15 protein-coding genes are annotated in these 19,798 nt (G+C 59.7%); 8 read left to right on the top strand and 7 right to left on the bottom strand.

Annotated features, from left to right (window positions below; all coding sequences use genetic code 11):
* The first annotated feature begins 117 nt into the window (after positions 1-117).
* The 5 genes from FRH_RS01900 (at position 118) to FRH_RS01880 (ending at position 6,336) form a co-directional block, all read left to right on the top strand.
* Positions 118-939: a DUF2189 domain-containing protein gene (locus FRH_RS01900; protein WP_139526436.1), complete on the top strand. Its 822-nt coding sequence runs from the start codon at positions 118-120 to the stop codon at positions 937-939.
* A gap of 150 nt (positions 940-1,089) precedes the next feature.
* Positions 1,090-1,617, top strand: a complete 528-nt coding sequence (locus tag FRH_RS01895) for a molybdopterin-dependent oxidoreductase (RefSeq protein ID WP_239285521.1) — start codon at positions 1,090-1,092, stop codon at positions 1,615-1,617.
* On the top strand, positions 1,607-3,850 hold the full coding sequence (locus tag FRH_RS01890; protein WP_139526437.1) for an ATP-binding protein: 2,244 nt from the start codon (positions 1,607-1,609) through the stop codon (positions 3,848-3,850). The genes FRH_RS01895 and FRH_RS01890 overlap by 11 nt, the downstream gene beginning before the upstream one ends.
* Positions 3,831-4,988 (top strand): nitric oxide-sensing protein NosP, encoded by a 1,158-nt coding sequence (nosP, locus tag FRH_RS01885; protein ID WP_239285519.1) that lies wholly within the window; start codon positions 3,831-3,833, stop codon positions 4,986-4,988. Before FRH_RS01890 ends, nosP begins: the two co-directional genes overlap by 20 nt.
* Positions 4,966-6,336: a hybrid sensor histidine kinase/response regulator gene (locus FRH_RS01880; RefSeq protein WP_139526439.1), complete on the top strand. Its 1,371-nt coding sequence runs from the start codon at positions 4,966-4,968 to the stop codon at positions 6,334-6,336. The genes nosP and FRH_RS01880 overlap by 23 nt, the downstream gene beginning before the upstream one ends.
* Here the strand turns inward: FRH_RS01880 and FRH_RS01875 are convergent.
* Complete coding sequence (locus FRH_RS01875; RefSeq protein WP_139526440.1) at positions 6,333-7,013, bottom strand: response regulator transcription factor; 681 nt, start codon at positions 7,011-7,013, stop codon at positions 6,333-6,335. The genes FRH_RS01880 and FRH_RS01875 overlap by 4 nt on opposite strands.
* 117 nt (positions 7,014-7,130) lie before the next feature.
* On the opposite strand from FRH_RS01875, the gene FRH_RS01870 reads away from it, so the two are divergent.
* A complete protein-coding gene (locus FRH_RS01870) occupies positions 7,131-8,651 on the top strand; it encodes an aldehyde dehydrogenase family protein (protein WP_139526441.1) in 1,521 nt (506 codons plus the stop codon).
* Between the two features lie 70 nt (positions 8,652-8,721).
* On the opposite strand, the gene betT is transcribed toward FRH_RS01870, so the two are convergent.
* Complete coding sequence (gene betT, locus FRH_RS01865; protein ID WP_219861670.1) at positions 8,722-10,770, bottom strand: choline BCCT transporter BetT; 2,049 nt, start codon at positions 10,768-10,770, stop codon at positions 8,722-8,724.
* Between the two features lie 217 nt (positions 10,771-10,987).
* Entirely contained in the window at positions 10,988-11,395 is a 408-nt protein-coding gene (locus tag FRH_RS01860; protein WP_139526443.1) for a hypothetical protein, read from the bottom strand.
* A 181-nt stretch (positions 11,396-11,576) separates the two neighbouring features.
* Here FRH_RS01860 and FRH_RS01855 point away from each other — a divergent pair, with 181 nt between their 5' ends.
* Complete coding sequence (locus tag FRH_RS01855) at positions 11,577-12,515, top strand: alpha/beta hydrolase (RefSeq protein WP_219861667.1); 939 nt, start codon at positions 11,577-11,579, stop codon at positions 12,513-12,515.
* On the opposite strand, the gene FRH_RS01850 is transcribed toward FRH_RS01855, so the two are convergent.
* From FRH_RS01850 to FRH_RS01835, 4 genes are read right to left on the bottom strand one after another with little or no spacing between them, the layout of a single operon-like run.
* Positions 12,500-13,246, bottom strand: coding sequence for a response regulator (locus FRH_RS01850; RefSeq protein ID WP_219861665.1), 747 nt, complete (start codon positions 13,244-13,246; stop codon positions 12,500-12,502). The two genes, FRH_RS01855 and FRH_RS01850, sit on opposite strands and share 16 nt — an antisense overlap.
* A gap of 21 nt (positions 13,247-13,267) precedes the next feature.
* Positions 13,268-14,692: an ATP-binding protein gene (locus FRH_RS01845; RefSeq protein WP_239285517.1), complete on the bottom strand. Its 1,425-nt coding sequence runs from the start codon at positions 14,690-14,692 to the stop codon at positions 13,268-13,270.
* Complete coding sequence (locus FRH_RS01840) at positions 14,692-17,790, bottom strand: efflux RND transporter permease subunit (protein WP_281997670.1); 3,099 nt, start codon at positions 17,788-17,790, stop codon at positions 14,692-14,694. The genes FRH_RS01845 and FRH_RS01840 overlap by 1 nt, the downstream gene beginning before the upstream one ends.
* Positions 17,787-18,992, bottom strand: a complete 1,206-nt coding sequence (locus FRH_RS01835; RefSeq protein WP_153842551.1) for an efflux RND transporter periplasmic adaptor subunit — start codon at positions 18,990-18,992, stop codon at positions 17,787-17,789. The genes FRH_RS01840 and FRH_RS01835 overlap by 4 nt, the downstream gene beginning before the upstream one ends.
* A 215-nt stretch (positions 18,993-19,207) precedes the next feature.
* Here FRH_RS01835 and FRH_RS01830 point away from each other — a divergent pair, with 215 nt between their 5' ends.
* Positions 19,208-19,795, top strand: a complete 588-nt coding sequence (locus FRH_RS01830; RefSeq protein ID WP_139526449.1) for a TetR/AcrR family transcriptional regulator — start codon at positions 19,208-19,210, stop codon at positions 19,793-19,795.
* Positions 19,796-19,798: the final 3 nt, after the last annotated feature.

The raw sequence follows: 19,798 nt of genomic DNA, 5'->3' as shown, positions 1-19,798 counted from the left end.
ATTAAAAGAACATTAAGCCATTAACGTTGGATTAATGGTGTCAACACACATGGTAGCTATTTACCTTGGTGCTTGGGTCAGAGACAGCCATTTGGGGTAAATCACAGGAGTTACGCCATGAATGCAGTAACAACAAAAACACACGGCCAATCAGCCGACGCGCCCAACGTTAAAATCATCATCAACAAAGTCGGGATGGACAGACCAAAGGCTTGGCTTGCCGCCGGTATGGAAGACTTCCGCCGTGCGACTGCCGTCAGTCTTTCGTATGGCATGTTTTGGGTTGGTTTGAGTATTGCCATCACGTTAGGGGCCTACACACTGGGTTATTGGCACTGGCTGCTGCCCATGATTGCGGGCTTCATGTTCATTGGGCCGCTCGTGGCGGTGGGTTCTTACGGCATCAGCTTGGCGCTCGAGCGTGGGCGGGTGCCTAACTTGGGCGATGCCTTCGGCAGTTGGCGGCCGCATGCTGGGCAGTTGGCCATGATGGGCGTGATGATGATGATTTTCTTTCTAGCCTGGATACGTCTGGCTACGCTGCTGTTTGCACTTTTCTTCGGTTTTGAAGTACCTAGTCCGGCAACGCTTTACACGGCCTTGGTCACCACACCGGAAGGGCTCAGCATGCTGGCGGTCGGCACAGTGGCAGGTGGCATTCTTGCCTTTGGCGCTTTCGCCATTAGTGTGGTCGCTATTCCAACTCTGATGGATCAAGATCTGACGTTCATGGAAGGCATCGAGGCCAGCGTGCGCTGCGTGGCGCGTAACTTCCGGACCATGCTGCTATGGGCTGCTATTTTAACCGGCTGCGTCGTCGTTGGGGTGATGACCTTCTACATCGGTCTGGCCCTCATACTGCCCGTGCTTGGTCACGCTAGCTGGCATGCCTACGAAGAACTCGTTCGGTTCGAGCCGGTCGAGAAGCTGAGTACTTAACGACATCTCCGCTACATTTCTCATCGCTAAGTAAAAAAGTCGACATTCGACTGACCAATGAAACGAGATGGCGTACCCTAACGCCATCTCTTTTTTATTGCCTGGGGCGGCCGCTGCTGCGTCGTTCAGGCACTGCGATACAAGGAGTCGATGGTGAAAGCGTTGTTATTGGGGTGGACTATGCTGGCGTTCAGCATTCCCCATACGGGGCTAGCGGACGCGGCTGAGGCAGACGTGGATAAATTGGCCGCTCCTGATGGGCCCGTCATCCTCAAAATAGATGGTGAAGTAACGGCAGCCAACGTCGAGGAAGAGGCCCATTTTGACCGTGAGATGTTGGGCGCGCTGCCGCAGCACGCTTTTACGACCGGTACACCGTGGACCGAGGGAGCGAGCCACTACCGCGGCCCGCTGATGCGCACGCTGCTCGAGCATGTAGGGGCCGAAGGCGACACCATTAACGTAGCGGCCTTGAACGGTTATGAGGCCGAAATTCCTATTGAGGATTTTTACGACTACGACGTTATTTTGGCACTAGAGCGGGACGGGCAGGCCATTCCTATCCGCGAATATGGCCCACTATGGGTGCTATATCCATTCGACCATGATGAGGCGCTGTTGAGCGAGCGTATGCGTTTCAGGGCCGTATGGCAGGTCATGCACATCAATGTCCGTTAGTGAGTCCGCTCGGGCACCCCGCCTGCTACGCTACCCGCGCCGCCTCAAGCTGGTCGCGATCATCACCGTACTGCTGTTTGCGGCTGCGTTGGTGGTGGCTGGCCTTTCGGCATGGCGGCAGGATAATTTGACGCAGAGCTTGCGAGAGGACACCGCCTGGGTGGTCTATAAACTCGACCGCGATGCCGTGCAATTGCTCAATCATTTGTTGGCCGACACGCGGGGCCCCTTATCGCCTGCCGCCCAGGACGCCCTCAATCTTCGCTTCGAATTGCTCTATAGCCGGATCACCCTGCTGCGAGAGGGAGAGGTTAGTTCGCTATTGCAAAGTATCGGTGCAGCGAGCGAGCTGTTGGATCAGATTCAGCAGCAGCTCGACACCCTCGATCCCATGTTCGAACCCCACGAGGAGATGGATCGGCTGCCCGTCACGGCCTTGGAGAGCGAGCTTCAATCGCTTACCCGTTTGACCGAGCGTTTGGTGATTGCGATCAACGGTTATCTAGCGGAATCCGCCACCGAAGAGAGGGCGCTGCTAAGTACGCTCTATAAGCTGCTCATTTCGCTGCTGATTGGAATCAGCTTTGCCGTGTTGACGGTCATCGTCTTTTTGGTACGTGAAATGCGCGAAAGCGCAGCGGCGCGTCGAGAACAAGAGCAGCTCAGTAAACAGCTCCAGGTCACTGCGAAGCAGGCCCAAGCGGCCAATCATGCAAAGTCAGACTTTCTCGCCATGGTCAGTCACGAAATTCGTACGCCGCTCAATGGTGTGATTGGCATGAGCGAGCTGCTGCGCGAGCCCGCCAGCCCCGCCCAGGTCGAAGACTATGCTCGCACTATTCACGATAGTGCCAATCAGTTACTGGCGATGATCAATGAGATCCTCGATTTTTCTAAAATCGAGGCCGGCCATTTGACCCTGGAGACGTCGCCTACGGCGCTGACGCCGCTAGTCGAAGGTGTCATGGCGCTATTCGAGCCAAGAGCGCAAGCAAAAGGGCTGCAACTATCGCTTCATGTGGACCCACTCGTGCCAGCATGGGTCATGATCGATGCGGGGCGTCTGCGACAGATACTGCTCAATCTCATTGCTAATGCGATCAAATTCACTGACTACGGCAGCGTCTCGGTACGCGTCTCCTCGACCGTCGAGCATTTGCTCTTTGATATCAGCGATACCGGTTGTGGTCTGAACAGTGAACAGCAAGAGACGCTCTTCGAACCCTTTCAGCAGGCGGATGAGAGCGTCGCACGCCGCTACGGCGGCACCGGTTTGGGATTGGCAATCTGTAAACGGCTGAGCGAAGCCATGCAGGGACGTCTGGGTGTCGACAGCACGCCGGGTCAAGGCAGTACGTTTTGGTGCGAACTGCCGTTAGTCGAGGCTTCTCCTGTCAGCTCCCCCCTGCCCGTTGAGCCAGCGCGAGATTTTGACGGCACCTCGTTGCTGCTGGTCGAGGACAATGCGGTCAATCGCAAAGTCGCGGTGGGACTTTTGTCGCGACTTGGTTGCGAGGTGGTGTGCGCAGAAAACGGCCGCGAAGCCCTTGCCATGGTACGACGCCAGCAGGTACATCTTATTTTCATGGACATACAGCTTCCTGATATCGACGGCGTGACGGTGACTCAGCGATTGCGTGAAATGGGCGGCTGGTGCAGCGAGGTGCCCATCGTGGCCATGACCGCAGGGGGGGCAGAGGATGATCGTCGCCGCTGCCTCGCTGCGGGTATGAATGACTACATCACCAAGCCGCTCTCGCTGTTGGCGCTTGGCAACGTGTTGGCGCTGCAGCTATCAACGACACCAACACCGATGATGCCGATCCCTTCTGCGTTGCGTGAGGAAGGAGGTGACGCGGCCCTACTCAATGAAACGACGTTGGCCACCCTCGTCGGCTCGCTGGGGGCTGATAGTGTCGATCAACTGGCAGTGCTCTATCATCAGCAGGCGAGTGACTACATTGCCCAGCTTTCTGGCTACTTTGCTGCCGGGAGCACGTCGAGTCGTGACCACTGGCGTCAGGTCGAGCGGCTAGCGCATCAACTGCGGGGCGAGTCAGTGAGCATGGGCGCAGAGCAGTTGGCTGCGCAAGCCAAGCGGTTGGAGAGCATGGCTGCGCTTGACGAGGCATCGCTCGAGCCGCTAACAGCGTGTTTTGACACGCTGCGTCACTGCGCTGCACGAACTTATGCCGCGCTGGAGAAATGGCGTCGTGACCACCCGCTTCACTAATCATGGTTTGAGTGCGGCCGCGAGCCGTGAGCCCAACCCTCAGGATGCTGCCCATGCGCTGGCTCTCGCGCTGTGTCACGAGCACGCCGGTTTCGTGCTGTTCTTTTGTAGCGCTGAGTATCCGCTGTCGCAGCTAGCGGACGCGCTTTGTCAGGCGTTTGGCGAGCTTCCAGTCAGTGGCTGCACGACGGCGGGTGAGCTGACGCCCGATGGCTACGATCGCGGCTCTATTGTCGCCATCTGTTTCGATAGGCGCTTGTTTGCCGTCGAAACCGCGCTGATCGATGACCTCGAACACTTTGATTTGCCCACCGCTCAACCGCTGGTCGATGGGCTACTGGAGCGCTGCCGCCAGCAAGCCGTGGCGCCGGTCAATGAGCATAGCTTTGCTCTGACACTGCTGGATGGGCTTTCCAGCCGTGAAGAGCAGGTGCTGGCAACGCTGGATGCCGCGCTTGGGCGCATTCCAAGTTTTGGCGGCTCCGCCGGGGACGACAACCACCTCACCCACACCCATGTGTATGCTGAGGGTCGCTTCCATACTCGGGCGGCCGTGGTGGTCATGATCAATACGCGGCTGCCGTTCGACGTCTTCTCTACCCATCACCTAGAGCCGCTGGCGCATAAGCTCGTGGTCACCGCTGTCGACCGAGAGCGCCGCCGGGTGCTGGAACTCAATGGCCTGCCGGCTGCCGAGTTGTATGCTTCCCTCGTGGGATGCCCGGTGGAAGCACTGACGCCTGCGGTCTTTGCCCAGCATCCGCTGGCGGTGCATTTAGGTGGGCAGCACTATATTCGCTCGATTCAGCGGGTCAACGACGACGGTAGTCTCAGCTTCTATTGCGCGGTGGAAAACGGCATTGTGCTGACCGCCATGCAACCCACGCCGCTATTGGAAGATTTGGCTCGTATGCTGCAGGACGTGGAAGAGCGCCTCGGCGAACCCGCAGCGATCATCGGCTGTGACTGCTTTTTGCGGCGAATGGCGCTCGAGTCGCTGGGTCAACTCGATCGAGCCTCCGCACTACTGCGCCAGGCAAGAGTGATCGGTTTCAATACTTACGGCGAGCAGCACCACGGGATGCATGTGAATCAAACCTTTACGGGGGTGGCCTTTGGCACTCTTCCAGCTCTCTGATGCGCCGTCGTCGAACGACGTGGCGGCCCTGCGTGAAGAGAATCAGCGCCTGCGCAAAGTGTGTGCAGCGCTCATGGAGCGCGTGGAGTCCGGCGGTGGCCCTAACGGGGCGCCCTATGCGGCCTTCGAGCGCTCGGTGCTGTTGGCCGAGCAGGTGCGCGAGCGCACCGACGCGCTGCACCGCACGTTGGATGAACTAAGCCAGGTCAACGGCCGGCTGCTGGCCGCCAATGCCGACGCCCAGGCGGCCAACGCATCGAAAACCAAATTTCTGGCAGCCGTCAGTCATGACCTGCTTCAGCCGCTCAACGCGGCGCGACTGTTTGCCAGTGCCCTGGAAGCCCATGCGCTTCCGGCAGCGTCCCAAGCACTGGTCGGCCATATTGGCCGGTCGCTGAAAGATGTCGAAGGGCTGTTGGGAACGCTGGTGGACATCTCCCGCCTGGACGCCGGTGTGCTCCACGCTGATAAAGCACCCTTTGCCGTTAGCACGCTGTTGGATGCGCTGGCCGAGGAGTATCGCCAAGTCGCCGGGGTACGCGGGCTAACTCTCCACTACGTACCTTCTCAGGTATGGGTGGAGTCGGACTTGGCGCTATTGGCGCGGGTGGTTCGCAATTTTCTCAGCAACGCGGTGCGCTACACCGAGCATGGCCATTTGCTATTAGGCTGCCGCCGTCGCCGTGAGGGGTTGGAGATCATGGTGGGTGATACGGGGCCAGGAATTCCAGAACCACAGCGTCAAGCGATATTTCTGGAGTTTCGCCGCGCCAGTCAGCCTCAGGCGAACCAGAGTCGTGGGCTGGGATTGGGGTTGGCCATCGTGGACCGCATTAGCACGATGCTGGGCCATCCTGTTCGGTTGGCCTCTCAACTGGGCCACGGCTCTCTGTTCTCGATTTTGGTGCCCTATGCCGATATCGGCAAGGACCAAGCTGCCCCGCTGCGAACGTCCATCGAGTGGGATGTCGATCCCTTGCAGGGGTGCATCGTGTGGGTGGTGGACGATGATCCGGCCATTACCGAAGGTATGCAGGCGCTCTTGGGCGGTTGGGGATGCCGGGTACGAGCGGCCGCGACGGTGAGCGCGTTGGAGGCGGCCAGCGACGGTGAACGTCCGGCCGTGCTGTTGGTGGATTACCACCTCGGCGAGCATCGTGAGAACGGTATCGATCTCGCTGCCAGGCTGCGCCGCCGCTATCCCGGATTAGCGGCCGTGGTCATTACGGCCAATCACGAAGCCGCCGTAAAGCGGGCCACCCGCGAAGCGGGCATCCACTGCCTGTTGAAACCGCTCAAGCCGCTGCGCCTCAAAATGCTGCTGGGCACGCTGTTGGAGAACGGCTAGCGCGCCGGGCGTTTGGCTAAATAGCCGCTCAAATCTTCCTCACCCGCCATGACAATGGCGTGCACTCGGCTGCTCGCGCCGAGCTTACGCAAAATCGCCGATACATGGGTTTTGACCGTGGTTTCGGCAATGTTCAGTTCCCGGGCGATCTGTTTGTTGGACATGCCCTGACTCATACAGCTCAACACGTCTAACTGCTTCTCCGTGAGCCGCGTCAGCCTGCTTGACGGAGTAGTCGAAGGGGAAGCGACCGATGCCGCGCGTGACGGAGGGGGAGGTCGGCGCATGATATCAGCGGGTAAGTAGAGCTGTCCCTGAAGAATTTGCTGCAGAGCAGCCAGCAGCTGCGCGCGCGGGGTCGATTTAGGGATGTAGCCCACGGCACCGAGCGTAATGGCATCGAGCACGAGCTGGCGCTCTTGATGCGCCGAGACGATGGCCACCGGCAGCCAGGGGAAGGTCTCGCGTAGGGTTTTCAACCCCTCCAGCCCATCGGCATCCGGCAGGCTCAAATCCAGCAGCAGCAGATCCAACCCTTCTTGTGTATCGATACGTGCCATGGCCGCGGCGAGGCTATCGGCCTCGAACAGCTGCGTATCGGTGAAGCCGCTGACGATCACTGCTTGCAGCGCATCGCGAAACAGCGGATGGTCATCTGCCACTAACAGCGAGTACATGGCGTCTCCTACCAAGGAATGAGGGTGCGTCCTGCCATCGGGCTATATCGTGATCGGCGCAAGTGGCCAACACTGGGTAGGCACCTTTTAACAATCATAATACTCAGGAGCAGTACCATGATCTACGCCAACCCAGGTGAAGCGGGCTCGGTTGTATCGTTCGAAAAGCGCTACGGCAACTACATCGGCGGCGAATTCGTTCCCCCCGTGAACGGTCAGTATTTCGACAACGTTAGCCCAGTCAATGGCAAAGTGTTCTGTGAAATTCCCCGCTCCAGCGCGGAAGACATCGAAAAAGCGTTGGATGCTGCCCACAAAGCCGCCCCGGCCTGGGGCAAAACGTCGGTGCAAGAGCGCAGCAATATCCTGCTCAAAATCGCCGACCGCCTCGAACAGAATCTCGAAATGCTGGCCGTGGCCGAAACGTGGGACAACGGCAAAGCTGTGCGTGAAACCCTCAATGCGGACATCCCACTGGCGGTCGACCACTTCCGCTACTTCGCTGGCTGCCTGCGCTCCCAAGAGGGGACAGCGGCCGATATCGACGCCAATACCGTGGCGTACCATTTCCACGAGCCGCTGGGCGTGGTGGGGCAAATCATCCCCTGGAACTTCCCGATTCTCATGGCGGCCTGGAAGCTAGGCCCGGCGCTAGCGGCAGGTAACTGTGTCGTTCTCAAGCCCGCCGAGCAGACGCCTGCTTCCATTTTGAAAGTGGTCGAGTTGATTGGCGACCTGCTGCCGCCTGGCGTACTCAATATCGTCAACGGCTTCGGCGCAGAAGCCGGTCAGGCGCTGGCCACCAGTAAGCGCATTGCCAAGATTGCCTTCACCGGCTCGACGCCCGTGGGCTCACACATTCTGAAATGCGCAGCAGAGAACATCATTCCCTCTACCGTCGAGCTGGGCGGTAAGTCCCCCAACATCTACTTCGCCGATATCATGAACGCCGAGCCGACCTTCATCGACAAAGCGGTCGAAGGGCTGGTACTGGCGTTCTTCAACCAGGGCGAAGTGTGTACCTGCCCATCGCGTGCGCTGATTCAAGAGAGCATGTACGACGAGTTCATGGCAAAGGTCATCGAGCGTACCAAGACCATCAAGCGTGGGAACCCGCTGGATACCGATGTGCAGGTAGGTGCGCAGGCTTCCCAAGAGCAGTTCGACAAGATCATGTCGTACATGGATATCGCCCGTGACGAGGGCGCCGAATTCCTCACTGGGGGCAATAAAGAGACGTTGGATGACAGCATCAATAGCGGTTACTACATTCAGCCGACGCTGTTGAAAGGCAATAATCAGATGCGCGTGTTCCAAGAGGAGATTTTTGGTCCGGTGGTGGCGGTGACCACCTTCAAGGACGAAGAAGAAGCGCTGGCGATTGCCAACGATACCGAGTTTGGCTTGGGGGCTGGCGTGTGGAGCCGCGATATCAACGTCGCCTTCCGCATGGGGCGTGGCATTCAAGCGGGCCGCGTATGGACTAACTGCTACCATCAGTATCCCGCCCACGCGGCCTTTGGGGGCTACAAGAAATCCGGCGTTGGCCGCGAAACCCACAAGGTAGCGCTCGAGCACTACCAGCAAACCAAGAACCTGCTGGTCAGCTACGATATCAATCCGCTGGGCTTCTTCTAAGCCGCGCGAGTACGCAAAGCACAAAAAACCCCGGTCGATGTGACCGGGGTTTCTTATTGAGCGAATGTCATTACATCTGAGCATCCTCCGGCGGTTCGCCGATGGTGCCTGGCATAGCCTGGACATGGCCCATTTGCTGGCCCGCCAGGGTGAGGAAGTGTAGGTGACGTTCGTACTCTGCCACCAGGTCTCCAATCACTTGACCCCGGGTGTAGCCGTTAAGGTCTTTTTCCTGACCACCTTCTGCCAAATAGACGTCCAAACGCACGTAGAAGTCATCGTCTGCGGGGATGAAGCTCGGTGTGCGCATGCGGTGCGGGCAAACCTGATAGACGAAGCTCGTCGCGTCGCCAAGGTCGACCTGCAGCGTCAGCGTGGGCAGTGATTCCCCCTCGACCTGTTCTTCGGTGACGTTGGCCGTCTGGCCCCGGCTCTCGAGCTCCTGGGCAAACTGTGTCATCGCCGGACGAATCGAGTGCTCGATGGTGGCGGCGGCACCTGCACGGTTGGAAGTGTCCAGCGCGCGGTCCAGGCGCTCGCGCCAGTCGCCGCCGGGCGCGCTGCCCGCAATCATGCGGCGGGCGTCGGCTTTGCTACCTTCCAACTTCAGTGCTTTGTAAGTCCCCACCATGATGGCGAAGATCACCACCGAGAACGGCAGCGCGGTGATCACCACGGCGCTTTGCAGCGCGTTCAGCCCGCCAGCCATCAATAGCGCGACGGTGATCAGGCCAATCACGGCCGACCAGAAAATACGCAGTTTCACCGGTGCGTCGTGGTTCACGTCGCTCAAGATCGAAGTGAAGTTGGCCAGCACCAGCGCACCCGAATCCGCCGAGGTAATGAAGAATACGATCCCCAGAACGGTCACGACCGCAGCGGTGATGCCCACGTAGGGGTAGTACTCCAACAGCGTATAGAGCGTGGTCTGTGGCGAATTCAAGGCCTGCTCGCCCAGTTCGGCAACGCCTTGGTTGGCCACCAGTTCGATACCGCTGTTACCGAAAATGGACATCCATACCATCATGAACGAGAGCGGAATGAACAGGGCGCCAGCCACGAATTGGCGAATGGTACGGCCGCGGGAGATGCGCGCCAGAAACAGCCCGACGAAAGGCGTCCAGGCGATCCACCAGCCCCAGAAGAAGATGGTCCACCACATTTTCCACTCTTGGGCACCTTCATCGGCAAAGGCGTAAGTATCGAAGCTGGCAGCAACGAAGCCTGAGAGGTAGTCGCCAGCGTTGTTGACCACTTTATCCAGCAGCACCAGGGTGTCACCGGAGAAAAGAACGAACAGCATCAGCGCCAGAGCCAGCAGCATGTTGAACTCGGAGAGGCGGCGGATGCCTTTCTCGACACCCGTCACCACCGAGATCGTGGCAAGCACGACCACCAGGGCGATCAAGATGACCTGAACCGTCAAGGTTTCCGGCACGTCGAACATATAATTCAAGCCGTAGTTGAGCTGGATCACCCCAATACCCAAGCTGGTGGCAATCCCGAATACGGTCGAGATCACGGCGGTGATATCCACGGCGTTGCCAATTGGGCCGTGAATGCGCTTGCCCAGCAGCGGATAGAGCGCACTACGAATCGCCAGCGGCAAACGGTGGCGGTAGCTGAAGTAGGCCAGTGCCATGCCCATCAGCACGTACAGCCCCCAACCGGAGAGCCCCCAGTGCAGATAGGTTTGAACGACGGCGTTACGCATGGCCTCTTGGCTTTCAGGAGTTAGATCGGGCGGCGCCAAATAGTGGGCGACCGGCTCGGCAACGCTGAAAAACAAGAGGTCAATGCCGATACCTGCGGCAAACAGCATGGCCGACCAGGAGAGTAACGAGAACTCGGGCCGTGAGTGGTCGGGTCCTAGGCGAATGCAGCCGTAACGGGACATGCCAATGAGGATGACGAACACCAGGTACGCCACGATGGCCAACATGTAGTACCAGCCAAAGGTTTCGCTCACCCAGGCGAGACCTGCATCGAAGAAGGCGCCTGCTTGCTCGGTGAACAGCATCGTCATGATCAAGAACACGAGAATACCCGCGACACTGCCGTGGAAAACCACGGGGTTCAAGCGGTCTCGGGAGGGGAGGACGGGGTTGTCTTTCGCCATGGAGGCGGACTCCTGTTGTTAAGACAAAGAAGAAAATACGTTATTTTTGAATGAACGTTCAAATAAAATACGCGGTTTAGACGCTCGCTTCAAGTCGTTGGCCGAGGGTGAGAGATGGGGTGGTCGCGTATGAGAGGAGTATAGAAACAAACGCGCCCAGCTAGGCTGGGCGCGAAGAGCGTATTAGACGCTAAATAAACGCTTGCTCGATTGAGGTTTACTCAGCGTTCATCTCGTGGGCAGCATCATCGTGGTGGCCGCGCTTGCCATGACCACCATGGCCGCGCTCCTGGCGATATTCTGCGAGCATCTCGTGCATGGCATTACTGAGCGCCTGCTGCTCTTCTTCGGAGAGAATCTCGGCGACTCGGGCTTGGTGCTCTTCACGCAGCGCCAGAACGGCTTCACGGTGCTCGGCGTGGGCCTCATCGAGCGCTGCTTGCTGCTCCTCGCTGAGTTCCGCGCGCTGGTAGACCTCCTGACGGCGCTCTTCCATGCGCTCTTTCATGGCTTCTCGATCCATGCCTTGTCCGTCGTGATGGTCCGCTTGTGCAGTGAAGGCGAGTGGCATTAGGGCAACGGCCAGAAACGCGGGAGCAAACAGTTGGCGAAGTGACATCTTCATGGCATACCTCATCGGTGAATACGTGGTAATTTGACGATGTCAGTATTCAATGGCTTGGTGTAAAACGGTTGCACAAAGTGTGCAACAACCGTGATCTTGCTCAGACAATTCGACAACGAGAACACGGGGCGATCGAGCGGTGAGGGGAAACGCCACTACCGATGGTCAGAAGGAGAATTGCATGCCCGATATGCTTGGTCTTCGACGAATCGTGGGCTTCAGCGCGCTTGCGTTATGGTTAAGCGGCTGCGGCGCCACCCATCAAGTCACTCAGGGTGAGCCTGCCATCGAGCAGAGTGCCCTGCGTGAGCCCCAGCCGTTCACCCGCCTGGACCCCCAACGCTATACACCAGAGGCGTGGCCCGAACCCTTACGTGCCCACGTGCTGCTCCCCAGTACGCAAAGCAGCGCGCTTCGCCCAGCAGCGCTCGTCGTGCATGGGGGCGGCTGGCGGAATCGTGGGCCGGAGGATATGGAGCGTATCGCAGAGCAGTTAGCGGCTCAGGGATACGTGACGGTAAATATCGAACACCGTTTTGCCCCCGACTATCGCTTCCCCGCCCAGCTACACGATCTTCAGCAGGCCATGGCCTGGATACACGCGAACGCCGCGACATGGCAGATCGATACCGACCGCATTGTCGGTGTCGGTTTCTCCTCCGGCGCGCATTTGGTCAGCCTGCTGGCGCTTGCGGGCAGTGACGGCCCGCTGGCAGATCCTTACGGCGGTGAGCACGCACGCTTGGCTGCGGTCATGGCCGGAGGATTACCCAGTGATCTGCTGAAGTTCGACGATGGCCGCTTGGTGGTCGATTTTATCGGCGGGACGCGGGCCGAGCGGCCGGAAGCTTACGCATTGGCCTCTCCGGCACGCCAGATTACCGCGAAGGCACCGCCCTTTTTTCTGTTTCACGGCAGTTGGGATCAGCTCGTGCCGGTCGACCACGCCACTGACTTCTACGCGGCGTTGAAAGCCCAGGGAACGCCTAGCGAACTCTATCTACAGCGTGGGCGAGGCCATGTCACGAGCTTCCTGCTGCGTGGCAGTGCCATCGAAGCGGGCATTGCGTTTTTGAATCGCCAGGTTTCACTTAGGGAAGCGGCTTACCCCTCGGGCTGATATTTGTAGCCCACGCCATACACCGAGAGAATGATTTCCTGCTCGGGTAGCGCTTCGGTGATTTTTTTACGCAGCTTCTTGATATGGCTGTCAACGGTACGTTCGGAGACGATGCGGTTGTCACGGTACATATGGTCCATCAGCTGCTCGCGGCTGAAAATACGTCCGGGCGACTGCATCATGACTCGCAGTAACTGAAACTCCACTGCCGTGAGCCCCAGGTCGTGACCATTGACCAGCGCTTGCCAGCCCTCTTCGTCCAGCGTGACCGGGGCGAGTTTGACGGTCGTCGGAGCATCGCCCTGAGCGGCGGCCTGGCTTCTGCGCAGCACGGCCTTTACCCGGGCGACGACTTCGCGGGGACTAAAGGGTTTGCAAATGTAATCATCGGCGCCCAGTTCGAGCCCGAGTAAGCGGTCGACCTCCTCGACCTTGGCCGTGACCATGATGATCGGGAGCGTGGGCCACTGTTGGCGAATTTCCCTACAGAGCGTCAGGCCATCCTTACCTGGCAGCATCACGTCCAATAGCACCAGGGACGTCGCGTGTTGAGTGAGCCATGGCATGACCTCGCCACCGTGGCTGATGATGATCGGGGCGAAGTTGTTGTTTTGCAGATAGTCGGCCATGAGCCGGGCGATTTTGGGCTCGTCCTCGACGATCAGTAGAGGAGTATCCTCTGTGAGGCCGTCGTGAGATGAAGCGTCGGGGTGTGCAGCACTCTGAGACATATCGGCTCGCTTATGATCGGATTATGAGGCGCTTAGCAGCGGTAAGCGGAGGATCCAGGTCAAACCGCCCAGGGGCGAAGCGCTAGGCGTGAGTGTGCCGCCGTGGGCGGCGACGAGGGCGCTGGCAATGGAAAGCCCCAAGCCGCTGCCACCGCTGGCGCGGTTGCGGGAACCCTCCACACGATAGAGCCGCTCGGTCAATCGTGACAGCTCCTCTGGGGGTACGCCAGGCGCGCTGTCTTGCCAAGTAATCACTGCGTGGTCGCGTTCGCAGGTCAGGGCGACGCTTAGCTGACCAGGCGGTTGGGTATAGGCACAGCTGTTGTCCAGTAAGTTGTTCCATAGTTGGCGCAGCCGCTGGGCATCGCCACGTATCATGACGTCTGGTGCCAGATCGGTGCTCAGTGAAAGGCCGCTCTCTTCTAGCCAACGGTCGGCATCGTTCAAGCGACTTTCCAGACTCTCACTGAGGTTCATGGGGGCTAGCTGAATATCCAGCGCGCCCGCGTCGCTTTGGGAGAGCAAGCGTAAATCGGCCACCAACCGCTCGAGTTGGGCCACTTCCTGGGCCAGCGACCCCAGATTTTCTTGGTTGAGCGGGCGGATGCCATCCTGCATGGCTTCGATTTCTCCGCGCAGAACGGCCAGCGGTGTGCGCAGTTCGTGGGCAGTGTCCGAGACCCAGCGGGCGCGGGCTTCGCGGCTGGCTTCGAGCGTGGCGGCCAGCACGTTGAAGTCCCGTGCCAAGCGCGATAGTTCGTCTCGTCCGCGCTCTGGCAAGCGGGTGTGATAGTCGCCTTCGGTCAACCGCAGGGTGGCGCCGGCTAACGCTCGGGTACGTCGCCCAAGCCACCAGGAGAGGCCTCCTGCTAGAAGCAGCGAGGCAAGCCCCAGCGAGATGACGATGAGTACCAGATTGCGCTGCTGGCGCTCCAAAAACCGGCTCTCCATGCGCTCCATCATCTCTTGCGGTGGACGAAAACCCAGCGCGCCAATCGCTTCTCGCTGGCCGCTTGGGGTCATATCGCTATACAGCATCAGCCAGCGCCAGCCTATCGAGCCGCGCGGGGTATCCGTCGGCGGTATCACATACTCACCGTCGCTATCGCGCAGCGCGAAGTCTTGTGCCTCGCCCAAGGGAGAAGGGCGATCACGATGCTCTTGCCCTAACTCGAACCGGACGATGTAGGGCCAGCGCTCTGGAGACGCTTCCAACCATGCCCAGTCGCCTTGGGTCTCCCAGCGGGTAATGAGCCCGTCGGCGAGCAGCGTGGCCCGCCGCTCTTGGGCTTGATTGAGGTACTCGAGAAAACCGCGGTCGATACTGTACGACACGGCCAGAAACACGCTGGCCGCAATGGCGACGTTGACGCTGAGAATCACGACGAACAGCTTTAGCCCCAGCCGCGACGGTCGCCACTGGCGAAGTCGACTCCATCTACGCATTAGGTCATATCCGTTTGGCTAGGCGGGTGTGGTGCGCTCAACCGTTCACGCAGATTTTCCAGGCTTAGATAGAGGCACGGCACCACCAGCAGCAGAATCAGGGTGGCGAACAGCATGCCAAAACCAAGCGAAATCGCCATGGGAATCATAAAACGAGCCTGACGGGAGGTTTCCAAAATCATCGGCGCAAGCCCCAAAAAGGTGGTCAGCGTGGTCATCATGATCGGCCGCAGGCGGCGGGTTGCGGCCGCCACGATGGCTTCTCGCGGGGCCAAGCCTTCACGACGCTTGCGGTTGGCGTAGTCGATCAACACCAGCGCATCGTTAATCACCACGCCGGAGAGTGCTAGCATACCCAATAGGCTGATGATCGACAGCCCAAAGCCCATGAGTAGATGCCCACCTACCGCGCCCACGATGCCAAACGGAATGGCAGCCATCACCAGCAGCGGCTGCAGGTAGCTTCTGAAAGGAATGGCGAGCAGCGCGTAAAGCGCGGCGAGCATCAGCCACATGGCGGTGCGCAGCGTGGCGAGGTTGTCGGCGGTGTCCTGCTGTCGGCCGCCCATGCTCACTTCGAGCCCCGGCCAAGTGTTGCTGAGCGTTGGGAACACCTCTTCTTGCAGGGTGGCGATTACCTGATTAATCGCTTGGTCACCCTCGGAATCGGCGGTGACGGTGATGATGCGCCGCCCATCGATCCGCTGTAGGCTGCTGGAGGCCTGGCTCAGTGTGATATCGGCGACTCTCGAGAGTGGCACGCTCATGCCGTCCGGCGTGCGGATCGGCAGACGGTAGAGCTCGCTAAGGCTGTTACGCGACGTCTCTGGCAGGCGCACTTCCACACTGACTTCCTGACGACCGATGAACTGCTCCACTGCCGTGGCGCCTTGCAACGGGCCGCGCAGCGCCTGAGCCAGGTCACTACCGGTCAGCCCTAACGAGCGCCCCTCGGCGGATAGGCGCATTTCGAGTTGAGGCTTTCCGTCGCCCAAGCCGCTGTCGATATCGGTCAATCCATACTCGCCAAGTCGTTCTGCCAGACGGGCGGCGGCGGCTTCCAAGACGTGGGTGTCAGGGTGGGAAAGGCGTAGGCTCAAGGCCGCGCCGCTGCCTGGGCCGCCCACATCAGATTCGAAGCGAACCGACTGCGCGCCTAAAAGATCCCCAGTGAGCTCTCGCCACTCCCGGGCAATACGTGACGGTGGCCAGGCGTCCAGGCTTTCTGGCGCGATATCCAGACGCACTTCCAGGCTTTCGCCGTCCAAACGACTACGAGTGCTGCGAAAACTAAGCGTCTCTTCTCGCTCGCTGAGCCGCTCGGCGGCGTCGAGCAACTGCTGGCTCAGCTCGCGGCTCACGCTGATGTGGCTGCCAATCGGCAGCGTCACGCTGGCCTGCACCTGATCCGACTCGACCCGGGGCATCAGAGAGAATCCGAGCCGGCCGCTCATCGCCCAGGCCAGCGTCACGCAGAGAATGGCCACTCCCACGGAAACGGTCAGCAGGCGCTGGTCGAGCGCGCGCTGCAACAAGGGTTCGAACTGCCGGTAGGTAACGTGATGCAAGCCGCGCTGCATGCGCAGGCGCACCGCTTCGATGGGTCGCTGCCAGGCGGGCGTTTGGCGGGGCTTGCTGGCATGCGCCAAGTGGGCAGGCAGAATGAATAGCGCTTCTACCAGAGAAATGATGAACACCGTGATCACGACGACCGGTACGGTGGCAAAAATCAGCCCCAAAAAGCCCGGCAGAAATAGCAGCGGTAGAAAGGCGACGATATTGGAGAGAATCGCGAAGGTCAGCGGGGTGGCGATTTCTTGAGCGCCTTTGACGGCCGCATCGCGCAGCGAATAGCCTTGCTCCCGATAGCTGTAGATGTTTTCACCCACCATGATGGCGTCATCCACCACGATGCCCAGGGCGATGATGAAGGCGAACATCGACATCATATTGAGCGACACGCCGACCCAGGGTAGAAACAGCATGGCCCCCAAAAACGCCGTGGGAATGCCGAGCGTGACCCAAAAGGCCAGCCGCGCCTCTAAAAAAAGTGCCATCAAGAACAGCACCAGGGCCAAGCCCATCCAGGCGTTTTTCAACAGTAGGCTAAGACGGTCCTCATAGACCTCCGAACTATCCCGTGACACGTCCAAGCGAACGCCATCAGGTAGGTTGGTGCGTAGTCGCTCCAGCTCGCCATAGACCGCATTGGAAATGCTAGTAGGGGTCTGATCGCCGATTTGGTACACGTCCACCGATAGCCCTGGCAAACCGTTGTAGAACTCCTCTCGGTCGGTTTCGGCAAAGCCCTCGCTGACCCTGGCAATATCGCCCAGCACCACGGGAGCGCCCTGGGCGGTGGTCAAGATCGGCAGCTCGGCGAACTCGTCGGCGCTATTGCGTCGTCCTTGGTAGCGGATCAGCCACTCGCCTTCGGCGGTAGTGAGCTGGCCGCTGGCAAGATCCAGCGCCTCCTCGGCAATGCGGCTGGCCAACTGCTGATGATCCAATCCGTAGCGCTCGATGGCCTCTTCATCCAAATGCACCTGAATCTCTCGCTCACGATTGCCCGAGAGCTCTGCGCGTGAAATACCGCTCGTGGCCTGCAGCTCGGCACGCACGCTCTCGGCGGCGTCGTGGAGAGCGGCCAACCCAACGCTGCCATACACCTGCAGGCTGACCACACTGCGTGAGCGGCCTGCCAGGGTGAAGCGGGGCGGGTCGGCGGCGGCGGGCAGGGTAGTGATGGCATTCACGGATTGCTGAATATCCTGGTACGCCCGCATCACGTCGATGCCATCGATCAACGTAGCGCTGACCACCCCGCTGCCCTCGCTGGCACTGGCGGTTAGCTCATCGATGCCTTCGACATCGGCAATGGCGGCCTCGACCGGCAGTAGCAAACTCTGCTCGACGTCCTCTGGCGTAGCGCCCGGATAGCTGATGGTGACCTGGACGATTTCCGTCTCGAATTCGGGAAACACCTCTTTTTTGATCGCCAGCGACGCCATCAAACCGCCGACGATGAACAGCACCATCAACAGGTTAGGAGCAACGCCATGATCGACCATCCATGCCAACGGTCCTTTGCGCATCATCGAGCCGCTCCCTCATTCTGAGCGGGCGTGTCGCCGCGCTGGCGAAGGCGAACTTCCTGACCTTCTCGCGGCTGGGCAAGGCCCGCGACCACTACCCGTTGGCCGGGCGCCAGGCCGCTGCGCACCAACACGTCGTCTTGGCCGCGGTAGGCCAGCGTTACCTGAGTGCGCTGTAGGCGGTTCTCGTCGTCTACCCACCACACCTGCTCGCCGGGGCGCAGCGCTGCCGAAGGCAGCGCGATCAGTGGCTCTTCGGCGGTGGTGTGGAACGCCACACGCAGCACATCGCCCATCCGTAGGGCAGGGCCATCGTGATCGAGCGCCAGCGGATCGTCCACGGCGATCAATAGCTGGGCCTGCAAGCCGTTCTCTTCGAGGTTGGGTAAAATAGAGAGCAGGGTGCCTTCTCTGGAAGCGCCTTCCGGCCAGCCTTGGCTGGAGAGCGTGACGCTGCCCCCCGGCGACAGCCAGTCCAGCGATTCCCCCGGCAGTGATGCGCGCACCCAGAACTGCTCGACGCCGACCAAACTCACCACGGCGGTGCCTTGGCTCAATAGACTGCCAGCGCCCACCAAACGCTCTTGGACCATGGCTCGCCACGGGGCGGTCAAGGTCGCACGCTCCAGGTTGAGCGCCGCTTGGTCTCGCACCACGCGGGCTTGGGTCAATTGGGCCTGTGCCTGACGAAGCTGTGGTTCTCGCAGTACCAGGGAGCGGCGTTCGGCGCTGAGTTGGCGTCCAAAGGATTCATACTCGCTGCGCGCGCGCTGCTGTTCGGCCTGCTCCAATGCTAACTGCGCCTGAGCATTCGCCAGTTGAGCTTCGGCGTCTTCGAGAGCCAAACGCAGGTCGGCTTGATCGATATAGGCCACCGGTTCGCCCTGTTCCACGACTCGCCCAGGCAACACGCCCTCGCCAAAGCGTTCGAGCTGGCCCGCTACGCGGCTGGCAAGCTCGGTGGCTTTCTCTGCTTCCACGCGGCCGAAACCCTCTAGCGTGGGGGATTGCAGCCGCTGTTCGGTGGTGATGACATCGACCACCGGCGGCGTTGGCGGCGGGGGCGGACGACGCTCGACCCGAGGCGGTTGGCTGACGATCCACCACGCGAGCGCCAAACCACCGACGAACACCAGCAGTGCTGCCAGTGCACCAATACCGATGCGGCCTTGCTGAAAGAAAGCGTAAGAGCGAAAGGGGGTCATGGACGGGTGATATCCGTTGGCTAAGAGCGAAAATTCCAGAAAAATAGGCGTATCATGCTAGCATCACCGATTGCCGAGCAGCGATTAGGTAAGCTTTGTGCAAAGAGTGTGCAAGCCGACAAGAAGCGCTTTTTTTGCACCCGGCGCTGACGAACTGCGCTATAACTGCCATCATCCATGTGAAAAGCCATAGACTTCCTGGTCTGTACGACGTTATGAAAAACACCGCCACCCGCGACAAACTCATTGATTCTGGTGCCGAGCTGATTGCCCAGCAGGGCTATAATGCGACGGGTATCAATGCTGTATTAAAAACCTGCGGTGTCCCCAAAGGCTCGTTTTACCACTACTTTTCCAGTAAAGAGGACTTCGGCTTGGCGGTCATCGAGCGCTTTGCCGACGATTACGATGCGTCGTTGGCGGCGCTGCTGGAAGATACGACGCTGGCGCCTCTCGAGCGCTTGCGCCGCTACTTCGCCACCGGTCGCGCCCACATGCTCGATTGTGATCACACCACCGGCTGTCTGATCGGCAACCTTGGTCAAGAGCTATCCGGTCAGAGCGATACCTTTCGCGATGCGTTGAACGTGGTGTTTCAGCGTTGGGAAAGGCGCTTCGTCACCTGCCTAAACCACGCCCAAACCGACGGGACGATTAATACAGCCATCGCGCCCGAGTCGCTGGCGAGCTTTATACTCTCTGGCTGGGAGGGCGCGATTCTACGAGCCAAAACCCTCAAATCCGTTGCGCCTATGGAACACTTCGAAGCCATTTTGTTCGAGCACGTCTTGGTGCCTCGCTAGCAC

Origin of the sequence: Halomonas sp. A020, assembly GCF_027943625.1 — a bacterium.
GTDB classification, from domain to species: Bacteria; Pseudomonadota; Gammaproteobacteria; order Pseudomonadales; family Halomonadaceae; genus Vreelandella; species Vreelandella piezotolerans.
The sequence above is the reverse complement of the archived record's forward strand: the minus strand, read 5'-3'. Positions and strand labels throughout refer to the sequence as shown.